The following is a 15,059-nucleotide window of genomic DNA, read 5'->3' on the forward strand; positions in this document are numbered from 1 at the left end:
TGTGATATCAATATGCAGCAAATCCGGGTACAGCTGTAAGGACAGCAGGAACAGGACTAAGGGTGTGATTCCCAACAGTACCAGGATCAGGATCAGCCGGATGACCATGAAAGACTCTGCCCGATACGAGTCTGTTTCTTCCACGCTGCGTGACATTCTCGTCGCGGGAGTTTCCACGTAAGGTGTAATCTGTGAAGCACTCAGCCTCTCAAACGAACCCTGTGTGTGTCGCCTGATTATCCGGCGGGAACGGGTTTCATGATTTAATTTCATCAGCATGTTCAGCCCTCCTACATCAGGGACATTCGTGGATTGAAAACAACAAATCTCAATTTCAGTAGAGAAGCAAATCGCGGGCCAGAACAACAAAATCCGTTTTTTGTGAGGTGAACACGAAATTCTTCGCGCTGCTGGTTTTGATTGACAAAAGGGACCCCGGGGTCTATATTTGGTAAAAGATGCATCACTTATACATGTTTAAGTTCGAGGTTGAATCATGCAGCTTACCATCCAGACCGATTATGCGTTGCGGACGCTGATGTATCTCGCTTCACGCGATGATCGAGCGACTGTAGCAGAGGTCGCGGCCCTGTTTGATATTTCCGCCAATCACGTGGCGAAGGTTGTCAACCAGTTGTCTCGCCTGGGTTACATTCGCAGTGTGCGGGGCCTGGGAGGCGGGATCGAACTGGCGATGCCTCTATCCGAGATTCGACTGGGGGAGGTCATCGAACGCTTCGAAGGGAATCTGCATCTGCTGGAGTGTGTGGGAACGGAGGGCGTCTGTGTGATCCAGCCCTTCTGTAAATTGAAGGGGGTGCTGGCGGAAGCGGAACGGCTGCAACGGGAGTATCTCAACAGCGTGACCCTGGCAGATGTGGCGCCGTCCCGCAGACAGTTGAAACAGGTGACCTGAATCCCCCGGGACGCTCGTTTGAAATCGGCCGACAGGAACATGAAGAATGAAGCACCTTTCGAATAAGCCTCTGCAGGAAACAGTGGAGGGAGCACAGTTCGAAGTCCATTTACAGGCACTGATTGAATCTGTAGGCGATGCCGTTGTCAGTGTGGATCGCGAAGGTCGGTTTGTGTTATGGAATCCGGGGGCAGAACGACTTTTTGGCTATACAGCCGAAGAAGCGTTGAGGGAGACGTTGGATCTGATCATTCCAATGGATTCTCGTGCAGCGCACTGGGCGGGCTTTGAAGAAGCGATGCGTACCAATCAAACACGATTGGGCAGTTCTGTTATCAGGGTACCCATGTTAAGAAAGGATCAAAGCCGGTTTCCAGGTGCATTAACTGTCGGGATCGTGCGTGGTGCTCAAGGGCAGATCAGACAGATTGGTGCCATCATTCGCAATGAAGAGGCAAAGTAGAAGAATGCCTGTGAGGAATTTCAGGCTGCAGTCAGTCCACATAGATCAAATAGGCACGAATGCAGAAGGAGAATTTGTCTGGGTCGAAAATGGTGTTCCGCCGAAATGGGGTGATCAAGAGCTGCACTGGTTTTCCGAGATTGTACCACAGCGCAGATTGATGGACTGGTATGCGTTATCTCCCGACAGGTGGTATGAATTTGCCCGACTATTCAGATTACAGCTTAGAGAACAGACTTCGAAATGTGAGAAATTAAGGCAAATGGCGCAGAAGAGTCAGCTGAACCTGGTTTATCAACAGGGGACTCTGAAGCAGAACATCGCTACTGTTTTGGAAGGGTTTGTAATTGAACTGGAGTGCCAGCGGCGTTGGGAATCAGGCTTGATGATTGGCGGTTATACAAAACCAGTCAGGGAGCAGATCCTTGCGTTGGGGGGATTGTGGTTTACCAAGCATAAAACCTGGATGATGCCGGATGAGTCGAGCTGGAAGGTGATTGTTGATTTGCTCCCCGGTGATTTTTAAGTGCTCTGATGATGAGATGGGAAAGTGTGATGGATGCAGGTAGACGAAAATGGGCAGAACTGAGATTTATACTACAGGGGGCCATTCTGGTGGTGGTACTTTCCAGTCTGTTCCTGCTGCTGGAAGAGGTGCCTGCGGAAGAATCTCAGCAGAAAGCGGATCTTCCCAGACAGCTGCATTATCCGACAACCGCCGTTGAGGCCCGGGTCCGGGCACGCATCTTACACGAAACCGTGCATGGTGCGCTGCAGGTAATTCATCGGGACTTCTTCGAGGAAGAGGAGAGCCGGGTGATTCCCTCGCATTCGCTGGAAGATGTGTTTAAGGAACTGGAGCGGAGCCAGGGCATCAAGGTGCGCTGGCTGGCCGTGAACGCGCGGGCGATGAATGTCGACAATGAACCGCGGACGGAGTTTGAGAAACAGGCCGTCAAAGTGCTTTCGGCTGGGAAGGCCGAGTTTGAACAGGTCACCGACAAAGAGTATCAGTTTACGGGAAGCATCCGGCTGGCTTCACAGTGCCTGAAATGTCATCTGCCCATGCGAAAAAGTAACGAGGCGCGGGTGGCCGGGCTGGTCATCTCGATGCCCCTCAAAGCAGCGGACAAAGAGAAATGAGCCGGTCGAAGCATGCCGATTGCTATGTAACGGACTTGGACAATCCCCGTGAATCCCTCGAGATTCAGGGCACCAAACTTGATTTGTAAACAAGGTTAATTTAGATTCACGTCAGCCTTGACGGTTAGTTGCTTCGGTTTTTCGCATAGTCCCGGAGTAACGGGCCCGCCCAATGACTGGCGCTTAACTTATTGGGCGGGTCTTTTTTTGTATCCACTCAAGACAAGTGATTCCGAATGTTCGACGTAGTTTGAGATTTTCGCTGAGACGCACTTCATGTGCAGTGATTTACCAGGAGGCAGAGAGAACGATGAGAGCGATGCGAAACTGTCTGGTTGTTGTGATGTTGAGTGCCTGTCCCCTGGCCGTAGTTACGTTGGCCCAGCCTCCCGCGGAGGAGAAGGCGAAACAAAGTGCCTTCCCGAGGGAAGGAAAGCAAGACGCCTCAGAGAAAGCGGCTCCGCAGTTGTCACTGCCCGAGGCGCGTGAGCGCGCCCGACTGGCGCACCGTTTTTACTCGGCTACGCTGGACGCGATGCACCGGAGTTATTTCAACAGTGCGACAGCGCCGGTGCCGGCTCGTGTAATGGAGCGAATGTTTGCCGACCTGGAAGCGGATGAAAACATCAAAGCCCGTTGGATTGCCGTGAATGCCAACGCCATGAGTGTCGATCATGAGCCCGAAACGGAATTCGAAAAACAGGCAGCCCAGGAGATCGCAGCTGGGAAAGGAACTTATGAGCGGATCGAGAACGGCGTCTACCAGCGGGCAGGCGCCATTTCATTAATGAATCACGGCTGCCTGACCTGCCATCTCGGGTTTGGAAAAAAGAATACCAAAGATCGCTTCGCAGGCTTGATCATTTCCATCCCGGTTAAAGGCGCGCCCGTGAAAGCAAAGACGGGGAGTAACGGAAACTGAGTCGGAGATAAACTGCACGAAACTCGGAAACGGAATCTAAGCAGATTCGCTCTGCAATTAACGAAAATAAAATCGGCCAGGAGACATCGTCAGATCGACAATTCCCTCCTGGCCTTTTGTCGTTCATTTCTCGCTGAGCAGATGATCTGCTTGACTGCTCTTGTGGGAATAATTCACCTGATGCGGCAGCATTTCCTGATTGCCCTTCATGTCTTCTGCTGAGGTGACGAGGCGCAGGTTGCCGGACTCGGGAACAGGCAGGACGATTTCCCACTCCTGGAAGTTGGTTGCTGTGGGACGCACCGGTTGCTCATTCACTTTGACCTGTTTCACGTCGTAATTATCTGAGGTGACGCCGCGAACCAGGATTTGCCCGGATTGCTGCGGTTCGATGTGAGTGATGACCGTGACGGGGGGTAAATCGTCAATGGGTTCCAGGTCGAAGTAGTCTTTGAGCGAGTACGCATAGTCGGAGTCGCCGGCGGCACGCGGGAAGAAGACGGTGGTGTTGACTTCAGAAAAATTCAGACGCCGATACTCGTGCCGGTGCATGACACAACGCCATAATCCATAAGCACAATCGTGCAAGTCGAAATCTTCAATGCGAACACAGGGAGTCCCGCAGTGGAAGGCCCAGTGTGAATCCCAGACTTTAGTATTCCGCATCAGAAACGGATGCTGGTAGTCGGGGCCGATCCCTTCGACATCACTGTCTTCCTTGTTGAATCTTCCCCCGGCAAAACCGCCGAGGTTGATGGCAAACAGTCGCTGGCAGTGTGCTTCGTTTCCATCGAAGCGCACAAAGGGCAGAGTGCGAATATCGACTTCTTTCATGGAACCATCTTTTTGCAGGATGGGCAGGGTCGGGTTGAAATCTTTCCGTTCGACCACTTCAAAACGGAACCCGTCTTCATCACATTCGGCGGCGACGTTTCTGGTAAAGGTATTCAGGCTGTTAGCCCACCAGAACCCGGAGCCCAGGTTTAAATCGTAAGGCAGCACCTGCTTGGGAAGTGGTTTACCGCCCAGTGCCTGGACCGCCAGATTGCGGTCAAAGATATTATAAACTTCGGTTCCATCTTCCAGGAAAAATCCGTGACCGACACTTTTGTAACCGACGCAATCCTTGACCACCAGGTACTGGGTTCCGTGGACCGTGATCCAGCGGTTATGACTGTCCCAGACCGAGAGCCCCGTCAGACTGCTGCCACGCATGGAATCGCCGACAAGGTGATAGTGGATGGGGTATTTTCCGAGCGTGTCTTTTTTCCCCAGATGACGAAACTCGGCATAGCTGATGCTGCCCTTGGAATCAGCGTGATACATCGTGTGTCCGCGAATCCCTTCCGGGTCGGCTGACTCGACAATCACGTTACGGGAAAGGTTAGCCACTTCGGCCCGATATTCACCACTTCCCAGATGATCAAACTCCAGCGGTTTGTCGAAGCTGACGATCTGCCACTTCGAATCAAAGCCGCCCCAGTGCCGCATTTTGGTGATGACTCTTTCTTCCGTCGTGGGATTATCTGCGACACTGTTATCGTCGCCTGATTTTCGGTGCCGGGTGCCGATGTAGCCAAACTGTCTGGTGGTGCCCGAAAGAATGATGCGGTCTCCGACTTTCCAGCCGGGAAGGGGATACGGCATCACGACCCGCGCTTCACCCACTTTGGCAGTCTGATAAGGGAGCTTGACCCAGGTACGTTCCAGGGGAGCACCATGAATATCCATGCGACCGCCGCAGCAAATGATGGCCGGGCAGGTCTCTTTGTTCATGCCCTCAATGTAGTGCAGGCGGATGAGAGCCGTATGTTTCGCGGGGATGGGGGAATCAGGACGTCCCACTTCGAGGGTGGGGGCAGGACGCGCGAACGAAAATGCGTTCTTCGCGTTTTTTCCGTCCGACTCAACGACCATCTGACAATCAAAGCCTTCTTCACAGTAGTGATCGAGGTCTTCGATCCGAATCAGCCCGACTTCGAGTCGGGTATTGCGATCGGAAGCGAATTTGAGTGTTCCCGAGATCTGGATACCACGAATGACGTCTTTCGAATCCACATCATAGACGATCTGGTGATCACGCTGAATTAAGACCTGGGCACCCGCGCCAGGGACTTTGCCTCCCTGCCAGGTTTCAGCGGAAGACCATGGTCCGCTTTGAGCGGAATGAATGACTTTCATTTCTGCATGGTTATGCGTTTCATGTGCCAGCAGGGGCGAAGCTCCGATGACCAGACAGGTAAGTCCAGCGAGGAAATGCACGAGCAGATTTGATGGGAAATGATGCATGGAATCTCTTCTTAAAACGAATTGATAATTTTGGCTATATCCGGCTGCTGTAAGCAGGTTGTGTTATTCATCCAGTTGGTCAGCATCCTGCGTTTTACGCCTGCGGACCGGTCGTTTCGTCAATTGAACATTTTCGAGTTCGATCGGTGTCAACTGGTTATTTCCTTCTTCGACGGTAATGGTGATCTCTGAATCCTGGGGGATCGAATATTTTTTCCCCAGTTTGTTCCAGGGTTTGTCGGAATTCGGATTGTCGAACCAGAGGATCCCCACTTGATACTCGCCTGCGGGGGCGCCGTCGCCGTGCTGATAGGTGGTGAGCTGAAAATGCCCCTGTTCATTCACCTTGGCCCGTGGTCTGGTGCCCCGTGAATCAAATTCCTCGCCATCGGCAGGATAGAACACCATGACTGCTCCCGATGCCGGTTCTCCGTTGATGGTCAATATTCCCTCTACCGTCTGCAAATCAGGCCGCGGATCTTGATTTCCACAACCAGAGAACAGCAACAGGCTCAAGATCGCGATGCTGCAGGGGACATTGAAAACAGACGACTTCACGGAATCACTCCAGCTAAATGGTGGGGAAGGAATGTGGTAAGAGAACATTCCACAGGGGACGCCGCGGGCAGTTCCCCGGCGTCCTGAACTCAACCAGGTCAAAGCGTTGTTTAAAACTCGCCTACAACTTCTCCGCCTCCGTAAGTGCAGAGCGCGATAAAGGTGAGATTGCTCATGTTTTCGCTGAGGAAACGGACTGAACCATCGGCGAGTGCCACCTGCACGCCTCCTGTATGAAAGGAGAGGGGATTGGCCCACTTGTTGGTCGAGTTGATGAAGTTCGGCCCATAGCGTGTGACGCCATCGTCTTCAAAGCCATACATCCAGCCGGCACAGGGGCCTGCCCAGTAATCAAACCAGCCTCCAAACTCGGGGTTGTTCGTGACGAAGGTTCCCGAAGTGCGGTCCTTGTAAATCCACTGCGATCGTCCCGCTGATTCATGCACGATGATTGTGTTCGATGTGCCATCGACGATATCGCGAAACCGTTTCCCAGATCCACCGCCACCAAAGATCCCCAGATTGGAATCCGCGGTGGCACCAGGCACATACACCTGATGGGAGTTACTGTGAATTCCCCGCTGACCGGCGTAGTCCGAAGTAAATGCGCCTCGGTTGGCATCGATGGTCCAGCCGCTGGAGAGACGCATGCGTAATTCCGGCGTCATCTGTGTGCCACCTGGAGTAGACGGGCATTCAAAGAGTGTAAGTTTGGTTTCGATCGCATCCTGGTTTTCGGTATCCCAGAAGGAGTAATCGTGGTTGTAGATGTTTCCGAGAGATGCCTGATCGAAATAGCTCAATGTCTGTGGGATCCAACTGTTGTAGTGAAAGGATCCATCAGCGCGCTGTCCGTAGTAAGTCTCTAACGGAAAGATCTGGTGGGTGCCTGCGTAGTTGTGCAAAGCCAGCCCGATCTGTTTGAGGTTATTCTTACATTGCGTACGTCGCGCCGCTTCACGCGCCTGCTGAACGGCAGGGAGTAACAGTGCAATGAGGATTGCGATAATCGCGATCACGACCAGCAACTCAATTAAAGTGAACCCGCGGCGCGCACGGTTGGATTGCGAACAGGACATGGGAATCTCCGGAGTAGATCTTAAATCGACAACACACAGGCAAACTGTTTCAGTCGCGGGGTTGTCTGGAAGCAATTCCGGTGGGGCTGGCATCGCTGAGATGTTGGCAGGGAATCACAACAGGAATGATTTCTGTTTTGGTTGAGAGTGAGATTCAGTCTCACTACCAAGAGGATAGTCGGTCAGCATTTGAATGCAAGGGGGATCGTTAGAGATCCCTGAAAAAAAGGCATTCTGGATCAATACGTCTTTTGATAGCCGGCTGTTTCTCAGCTTTTGTGACTGATTTTAGACCAGGAAAACCATCGAAGTGAACTGGTCTCTCTCGTTTCGCTCGCGTTCGCGGCTGGGGACCCGGGCAACCACCAGTTCTTGTGTGTAAGGTGCTGATATTAAGCCGCTTACGCCGTTTCCAGTCGTCTCACCATTCTCAGTTCAATGTGTTCCTGTTTCAGACCGGCGTCTTTGAAGAAGAAATCGGCAGTTTTCCGGAATTCGATTGCACTGCGTGCAATCATTCATCGCCAAGTCTGGTGTGAGCCATTTCATTAAGAGGATACGACGATGAAAAATAACCAGAGACGATTCGAAACGTTGACCCGTTTGACACGACGGCTGCACCAGAGCCTCTTTGCCAGACCACGACGACAGTCTGCTGCCCGGGCACAGCAGCAACGCTTTCAGCCGGCGAACTGTCAGATTGAAACTCTGGAAGACCGCAGGCTGCTCACCGCCGCCTTTTCGGAGTTGCACAATCCGAATCCCAGTGATAATTCCGACTTTGGTGACTCCGTGGTCACGCTGAGTACGGGCAATATTGTTGTCACAGATCCGAATTATGATGGCTGGAGAGGAGCCGTCTATTTGTTTGACGGTCAGACGGGGGACTTGATCAGCACGCTTACGGGAGACACGCGCCATGAACGAGTCGGTATTGGCGGGATAACGGCGTTACCCAACGGGAATTTCGTGGTGAGCAGTCCGAAGTGGAGCGGTGGCAATATGGGCTCGGAAGTGGGGGCGGCCACGTTAGTCAATGGTGTGACTGGCCTGAACGGAGTCATCTCTACGGCGAACAGCCTGGTGGGAAGTTCTGAGGATGACGGCTATGGAGGCGGACGAATTCTGGTTTTGGAGAACGGTAATTACGTGGTCACCAATCCTGGCTGGGATTATGGTGAGATATCCAATGTCGGCGCCGTCACGTTTGGTGATGCGACCACCGGTGTGACTGGTGTGATCTCGGCGGCGAACAGTCTGATCGGTGCCAGTGAGCATGATCGTATTGGACATCACTACGGCAATGATACGGGAATCAAACTGCTGGCGAACGGGAATTACCTCGTCGGCAGTCCGTTCTGGGATAACGGATCCAGCGAAGACGCCGGCGCGTTGACCTGGGGGAATGGCACGACGGGGACAGTCGGTATTGTCTCATCAGCAAACAGCCTGGTCGGTTCTACCACAGATGATTTTGTGGGAGACTTCACCAATGGCGATGTAAACATCACCTTACTGGCCAATGGAAACTATGTGCTCACCAGCCCGACCTGGGATAACGGAACAGTGACTGATGCGGGAGCCGTGACATTCGGTGATGGAACCACGGGAGTGGCCGGTGAGATTTCCTCGGCCAATAGCCTGGTGGGAACGACGGCCGGCGACAAGGTGGGAGCCCTGTATTACCTCACTTCCAGTGTGACAGAACTTGCGAATGGCAATTACGTTGTGTCCAGTCCCACCTGGGACAATGGTACGGTGGTCGATGCGGGGGCCGTGACGTTTGGCAGTGGCACGACTGGTGTTTCCGGAGTCATTTCCGCGACGAACAGTCTCGTCGGCGTGACGAAAAATGATCGTCTGGGGCGAAATGGACTCAATACAAACGGTGTGACGCCCCTTTCCAACGGAAATTATGTCGTCAGCAGTCCGGGTTGGAACAATGGTTCGATTGCGGGGGCGGGAGCGGCGACGTTTGGTGATGGAACTACGGGCATCAGTGGTGTGATCACTGCCGACAACAGTCTCGTCGGTACGACGAAAAATGACCTGGTGGGATACGCCGGGGTCACGGCATTGACCAACGGGAACTATGTGGTGAGCAGTCCTGCCTGGAGTGACGATTTTGAATTGGCAGTTGGTGCTGTTACGTTTGGAAACGGCACTACCGGAATTACCGGGGCGATTTCGTCCGCCAACAGTCTGGTCGGCTCCGGTGGTGCGGATAACGTGGGCCGGGGAGGCGTTGTTGCACTTCCCAATGGTAATTATGTCGCCGTCAGCAATTACTGGTCACGCAAAAAAGGGGCCGTCACTTTTGGGAATGGAACGACTGGAATTACAGGCATTCTTTCAGCTGAGAACAGTCTGGTCGGTACGAGGGATCTATCTTACGTCGGTATGGACGGTGTGACCGTGCTCGCGAACGGGAATTATGTGGTCGTCAGTACGGAATGGGCGAATGCCGAGAATTATGATCTGGGAGCAGTCACCTGGGGGAGTGGAACCGCTGGCGTTCAGGGGGTCGTCTCAGCGGCCAATAGTTTAGTGGGAACCAAACGAGGCGATCATATAGGCTCTGATGGTGTCGTGGCTTTGACGAACGGAAACTATGTGGTCAGTAGTTCGGGCTGGGACAATGGTGCGATCATTGATGCGGGAGCCGTGACCTTCGGTAATGGGACCACCGGCAGCAGTGGACAGGTCTCATCCACCAACAGCCTGGTCGGTTCCACGACTGATGATCAGTTAGGTTACCATTATTACTCGGGGCACTCCGTAACAGCACTTGCCAATGGGAACTATGTCGTTGTGAGTACAGAATGGGACCATGGTTCGATTGTAGATGCCGGGGCAGTGACGTTTGGCGATGGCACGACGGGCATCAGCGGTGAGATCACCTCTGACAACAGCCTGGTGGGAGCGCATGAGGATGACCAGGTGGGAGATCACCGGGCGGGGGTTTCCGGAGTGACGGCACTGCCTAACGGAAACTACCTGGTTACCAGTGCATACTGGGACAATGGTTCTATCGATGAAGGTGGGGGAGTCACCTTCGCTGATGGCACCACAGGGGTGACTGGTTTTCTAACGTCGAGCAACAGTGTGGCATCGGAATTGGGAGACAGTTTTTTGATTAAACTCGTGCGGGATGATGTGAATCAGAGTTTCCTGGTGGCCTACGAGGAAGAAGACACGATCTGGGTCGGTTCGCAGGTTGATGGCTTTAGAGGGACGACCTTTGATCTGATCGAAGATGTGGTCGTTTCAGAGCATGATCCGGAAGAGACGATCGATCTTTCCGGACTGGAACCTGTCACCGAGGGGCCCGTGATCTGGTCGGCTACATCTGATAATCCGGATGTGATTCCCGATTCCGGGCTGACTGTGCTGGATGAGGGGGGCAGGCCGCGATTGCGCGTCTCGCCGCTGACAGGCAGGACCGGCACTGCTGAGATCACCGTGCAGGTTGAAGATGGGGGCCTGGATCATGATCTGACGACTCCCGAAGATAATGGCACGTTCCAGCGTTCCTTTGTTTTCACGATTAACGCGATCGAAGAGTCGACGGAGGAAACTCTCGCGTTGCGAGTCGTAGAGACGCCAACCGACGTGGATGCCAACGGGGAAGCGGCTGCTCTGCCTGGGAATGCAACCTGGATCGGTGAGTGGACCGAGTACTGGGTGGAGATCTGGGTGCAGACCGAAAATCTGAGCAGCGCGGGAGTGGCCCTGGTTGGACTTGAGCTGGAGTATCAGACCGCTGCGACTTCCGCGACTGAAATTCAGTTTGGCCCCGCATTCACTCAGAACCAGTCCGGCACAATTGACGATGTGAATGGCGTCATCAGTCAACTGGCGGCGGTCACTGAGACGGTTGATTTGGGTGTCGACAAACAACTGCTGTTTGCCCGCATCAAATTTGAGGCGCTCGTGCAGGATGAACTGGCTCTGGATCTGGCGGGGCACAGCCTGAGTTCGGAGACTCTGTCGTTCGAGATTACGAGCTCGCTGGTGGGGCTGGGGACCGGGCATGTGGTCGAACCTCTGAACATCGAACATGCCCAAACGGAGATCTGGGCCAATCCCTATGACCTGAATGACGATGGTCAAATCAGTTTCCAGGACCTGCTGCGGTTTGCCAGCGTGTATGGGGCTGTGCCGAGTGAGTCAGGTTCCGATTATGCCTGGCTGGCCGATCTGAATCAGGATGGTCGGGTCAATTTCCGAGACCTGGTCCTGTTTGCGGGTAATTACGGAAAGAACAAACTGCAGAAAGTGAGACCGACTCCGGTTCATTATCCGGACAATTACCCTTACGGCTGGAATCAGCAGCTGCAGGCTGCAAGTCAGCCCGTTGTCGTTTCGACAGCAGCCTCACTGACTCAGTCCAAGGCAGATGTAATGCGGGAGAGTGCCGTTGAGGAATTGAGTCCGCGTCTGTCGTCAACAGAACAACAGAAACTGGAAGAGGTACAGGTCGAAGTCGTCGATCTGGCAGGGACGACGTTGGGACAGGTCGTCGGAGACACGATTTATCTCGACGTAAATGCGGCGGGACATGGCTGGTTCATCGATGACACGCCCCGGGATCACAGCGAATTTCAGGCAGACAGTTCCCTGTCATTGATTGCACTGCCGGGCAGTGAAGCGGCGGGGCTGATTGATCTCTGGACGGTCATTCGTCACGAACTGGGGCACCTGCTGGGCGATGAGCACGCCGAGGAGGGAATTATGGATTCGGTACTGGCGCCGGGAGAGCGGAAACTGCCGGACTGGAATGCTGAGACCGATGACTTCTTTGCTTCACTGAATGCAGACTCGGAGTTGCTGGCATTCTGATGTGTTTTGCTCTACTCCGGCTTGCCGATGGTGTTTGTGAAAAACATAAGCGCTTCCTGAAATGCGAATTCGTGATGTCCGGGGGGCGCGCTGAATTTGGGGGTTTTGCCTCCGACCTGTTGATACAGGGGAGTGATCAGCTTGAGACAGCGTTTCGCTTCGGCGGGGCTGAAGCCGTCCGAGACCGCGTTAGAGATATGCAGCGGACGGGGGGTGACCAGCAGAGCCATCTCGGGGAGGTCGAATTTGGGGAGCAGGCCGGGAATGGCGCCGCAGTGACAGTGGCGCTGACGGTCGCGGATGAAGGAGACGCGCATGCTGCCGAAAATTCCCTGGACGGAAGTGGCTGCGATTCGTGGTTCGAAGGCGGCGGCGGAGAGCGCGAGCAGTCCCCCTGTTGAGACGCCGGTCGCACCGACTTTGGCCGGATTCACCTGCGGATCCGCAAACACGTGCTGCAGCAGGATCTGCTGGTGGGCAAACAGCAGGCCGTACCAGCTATAGCCATCCAGGCGTAACAGGTGATCCAGTTCATGGTGCCGGTCGCTGCCTGGTTCCATGCCGACGTTCTCCATCGCATACACAAGGTATCCCTGTTCGGCAAACTGAGCGGCACAGGCATGCTGATAGCTGTTCGGCTCGGAGAGAATCTGGCTGACTTTGCCATGCCCCATGAAACAGACAATGGTTGGCAGCTTTTTTCCTGGCTTAGTCGGAGGAGCGAGACGGAAGAAGCGAAAGATCCGATGGCCATCATGGTAGACGGCGAATTCCTGTTGATGGAACATGCCTCGATCTAAGGCTGCCCCCACCGGTTTGATTGTGAGCTTTCCCGGATAAGGATAGACGAGCTGTTCCTGGAAGGCCTGGCGTTGCGACTCCTGCCACTGGGCCCATTGACGGTTGTTTTGAAATTCGGGTACTTGCAGCGGACGGGCGCGGGTGGCCTCGGCCTCGTAAGAGTAAGTGGAGGGCACGTTGATTGGTCCGGAGGTGCCTGCCTGAAAACCGGGAACCTGACTGGCGGCGTTCGCGTCCATAATCGCCAGGCATAACCACCAGGGGGGCAGTCCCGAGAGTTTCTGGCCGGCCTGGAATTCACAGAAATAGATTGAAGCGAAGTGAGGTTTGTCTTTCACGGTGCCATTACTCGTGCCCCGATAGGCGGCGTTATCGAGTTTTCGCCAGCCATGGTCGCGGGGAGAGCGTCCCTGGGGGAAAGACCAGGCACCGGTGTTGTTGTATTCAAGCGCCGCGAAGACCACAGTTGGCTTTTTGAACTGCAGTTCGACACGCTGGCCGCTACCGCCATCAAACAGATAGCGAGGCTGTCCCTGCAGTTCCTGTGGTAACGCGAGCATCTGGTAATCGCGATTCAAAAATGTGTTCTCATCTACGCCACTGATTCCGGGGACCAGTGGCGAGCCTGCGGTTTTCTCAATCAGATTGTTCAGCTTCGCAGAGACTTTCTGGCTGGCTTTGAGTTGCTTTAACGTGGCCTGCAGGGTGGCGACGTCATCGACGAGCAACGAAGCGGGGTTGTGTTTGAGTAGGGGGATGATTTCATCTGGTTTGCCCGTGGAGCCGTTGAGGTGCAGTTTGACTCCCTGACGTTTGATGGCGGGGACGAGTGACTCATCGTCGAGCCAGCGGGGCCAGAGGCGGATATATTCCACGCCTGCCTGGGCGAAGGCATCGATGGATTCGGGATCAGGAATGAAGCCCAGTTGCTGCGCCTGGGGTAGCAGTTTACGAAACAGCTGCGCCTGTTCCAGGCTTCTGACGCCGACGATGGTCTGCCGCGGATCGCCCTGTTCGCGCACCGTTTTCGCGACCGCTTCGGCATAAGCGGTGCCTTGTTCCTTGAGGTCCAGCAGTACGTTGATTTTTCCCCGACAGAGCTGCAGGGCTTCTCCCAGAGTGGGGATTCGTTCGCCCGCGTATGCTTTGTTGAATGCAGAACCGGCGTCGAGCTGTTTTAGCTGAGACATGGTTAGCTCGGTGGCCACTCCAGTGCCGTCGGTGGTGCGATCGAGTTTGGCATCGTGGAGCAGGAAGAGCGTGCCATCTTTGCTGGTCCTTACATCGATCTCGACGGCGGTCGCTTTCAATACGATGGCCCGCTGCAAAGCAGACAGTGTGTTCTCGGGCCGGTCACTGCTGGCACCGCGATGTGCCACGATCTGTTGGAGAGTGTCAACGGCTGCTCCCGGATCTGATTCTCCCGGGAAGCTCCAGGCCAGGGGGGAAAGCAGCGTCGTCAGACAGACTGCCAGCACGCAGTAAAGTGAGTGTCTCATCGTGAAAACCTTTGATATTCCAGCTGTAAAGAGGACCAGCTGTCCTCCTGAATTCCGATAACAATTGCGCTGTTTATAACGTACCTAAGGACCTGGTGTTGAGCAAATCATCCGCTGGTGATACGGCACAATATTCATAGACTCTTCATGCAGTATCCAGGAACGAACCAGTATCGGGGGAGAAGCTGGAAACTCAGCTTTCCCGGTTGGTGCCGATCTGTATGATTTGTCAGTTCCTGTTTCACAAAGTGATCGGGGGAGTGGTTTGTGGTTCATCCAGTCAGACCATCTTGTCGAACGGCGTGGGGGCGTCAAGCGGAAAGTATGAGTCGAGATCTTCTGAAAGTTCAGTGAGGTGGGTGTGAGTCTGCTGCGAAATGCTCTGAATGTGCTCCGAAATGATTTGAAAAGGAACGAGACATTGGGAACCGGTTCATTTTGTGCTGGTGAAAAACTGGAAAAATCGACGCCGATTCAGGTGCTTCTGAGTCACTTGTGCGTCGTGTTCCGGTGCACGCATCATCCGCCTCGCGCGCGAAGCACAATT

At 54.1% G+C, this 15,059-nt stretch carries 11 protein-coding genes; 6 read left to right on the plus strand and 5 right to left on the minus strand.

Annotation, left to right across the window (positions count from 1 at the left end; all coding sequences use genetic code 11):
- A partial coding sequence (locus RID21_RS18405; protein WP_350191333.1) for a hypothetical protein occupies positions 1-279 on the minus strand: 279 nt, incomplete at its 3' end.
- Positions 280-496: 217 nt separating this feature from the next.
- Between RID21_RS18405 and RID21_RS18410 the strand changes: the two genes are divergently transcribed.
- The 5 genes from RID21_RS18410 (at position 497) to RID21_RS18430 (ending at position 3,444) form a co-directional block, all read left to right on the plus strand.
- Positions 497-916 carry an RrF2 family transcriptional regulator gene (locus RID21_RS18410; protein ID WP_350191335.1) on the plus strand — a complete coding sequence of 140 codons (420 nt, stop codon included), beginning with the start codon at positions 497-499 and terminating at the stop codon, positions 914-916.
- Between the two features lie 46 nt (positions 917-962).
- The gene (locus tag RID21_RS18415; protein WP_350191337.1) at positions 963-1,379 is read left to right on the plus strand and encodes a PAS domain-containing protein; all 417 of its coding nucleotides are present in this window, start codon (positions 963-965) and stop codon (positions 1,377-1,379) included.
- Entirely contained in the window at positions 1,363-1,905 is a 543-nt protein-coding gene (locus RID21_RS18420) for a DUF488 family protein, N3 subclade (protein ID WP_350191339.1), read from the plus strand. Before RID21_RS18415 ends, RID21_RS18420 begins: the two co-directional genes overlap by 17 nt.
- Before the next feature lie 29 nt (positions 1,906-1,934).
- Positions 1,935-2,522, plus strand: a complete 588-nt coding sequence (locus RID21_RS18425) for a c-type heme family protein (protein WP_350191341.1) — start codon at positions 1,935-1,937, stop codon at positions 2,520-2,522.
- A 310-nt stretch (positions 2,523-2,832) separates the two neighbouring features.
- A complete protein-coding gene (locus tag RID21_RS18430; RefSeq protein WP_350191343.1) occupies positions 2,833-3,444 on the plus strand; it encodes a c-type heme family protein in 612 nt (203 codons plus the stop codon).
- 123 nt (positions 3,445-3,567) lie between these two features.
- On the opposite strand, the gene RID21_RS18435 is transcribed toward RID21_RS18430, so the two are convergent.
- The 3 genes from RID21_RS18435 to RID21_RS18445 all read right to left on the minus strand — a co-directional run bounded on the left by RID21_RS18435 (position 3,568) and on the right by RID21_RS18445 (position 7,370).
- Entirely contained in the window at positions 3,568-5,733 is a 2,166-nt protein-coding gene (locus RID21_RS18435) for a G8 domain-containing protein (protein ID WP_350191345.1), read from the minus strand.
- 63 nt (positions 5,734-5,796) lie between these two features.
- Positions 5,797-6,291: a hypothetical protein gene (locus RID21_RS18440; RefSeq protein ID WP_350191347.1), complete on the minus strand. Its 495-nt coding sequence runs from the start codon at positions 6,289-6,291 to the stop codon at positions 5,797-5,799.
- 110 nt (positions 6,292-6,401) lie between these two features.
- Positions 6,402-7,370 (minus strand): DUF1559 domain-containing protein, encoded by a 969-nt coding sequence (locus RID21_RS18445; RefSeq protein WP_350191349.1) that lies wholly within the window; start codon positions 7,368-7,370, stop codon positions 6,402-6,404.
- Positions 7,371-7,934: 564 nt separating this feature from the next.
- On the opposite strand from RID21_RS18445, the gene RID21_RS18450 reads away from it, so the two are divergent.
- Positions 7,935-12,212: a hypothetical protein gene (locus RID21_RS18450; protein ID WP_350191351.1), complete on the plus strand. Its 4,278-nt coding sequence runs from the start codon at positions 7,935-7,937 to the stop codon at positions 12,210-12,212.
- A gap of 11 nt (positions 12,213-12,223) precedes the next feature.
- Here the strand turns inward: RID21_RS18450 and RID21_RS18455 are convergent, their stop codons facing one another.
- Positions 12,224-14,512, minus strand: a complete 2,289-nt coding sequence (locus RID21_RS18455; protein ID WP_350191353.1) for a glycerophosphodiester phosphodiesterase family protein — start codon at positions 14,510-14,512, stop codon at positions 12,224-12,226.
- Between the last annotated feature and the right edge of the window lie 547 nt (positions 14,513-15,059).

It is taken from the genome of Gimesia sp. (assembly GCF_040219335.1).
Classification (GTDB): Bacteria; Planctomycetota; Planctomycetia; order Planctomycetales; family Planctomycetaceae; genus Gimesia.

Coding starts and splice junctions, on each gene's coding strand:
- RID21_RS18435 (WP_350191345.1), bottom strand. CDS start 5,733: ATGCATCATTTCCCATCAAATCTGCTCGTGCATTTCCTCGCTGGACTT.
- RID21_RS18450 (WP_350191351.1), top strand. CDS start 7,935: ATGAAAAATAACCAGAGACGATTCGAAACGTTGACCCGTTTGACACGA.
- RID21_RS18410 (WP_350191335.1), top strand. CDS start 497: ATGCAGCTTACCATCCAGACCGATTATGCGTTGCGGACGCTGATGTAT.
- RID21_RS18430 (WP_350191343.1), top strand. CDS start 2,833: ATGAGAGCGATGCGAAACTGTCTGGTTGTTGTGATGTTGAGTGCCTGT.
- RID21_RS18445 (WP_350191349.1), bottom strand. CDS start 7,370: ATGTCCTGTTCGCAATCCAACCGTGCGCGCCGCGGGTTCACTTTAATT.
- RID21_RS18455 (WP_350191353.1), bottom strand. CDS start 14,512: ATGAGACACTCACTTTACTGCGTGCTGGCAGTCTGTCTGACGACGCTG.
- RID21_RS18420 (WP_350191339.1), top strand. CDS start 1,363: ATGAAGAGGCAAAGTAGAAGAATGCCTGTGAGGAATTTCAGGCTGCAG.
- RID21_RS18415 (WP_350191337.1), top strand. CDS start 963: ATGAAGCACCTTTCGAATAAGCCTCTGCAGGAAACAGTGGAGGGAGCA.
- RID21_RS18425 (WP_350191341.1), top strand. CDS start 1,935: ATGGATGCAGGTAGACGAAAATGGGCAGAACTGAGATTTATACTACAG.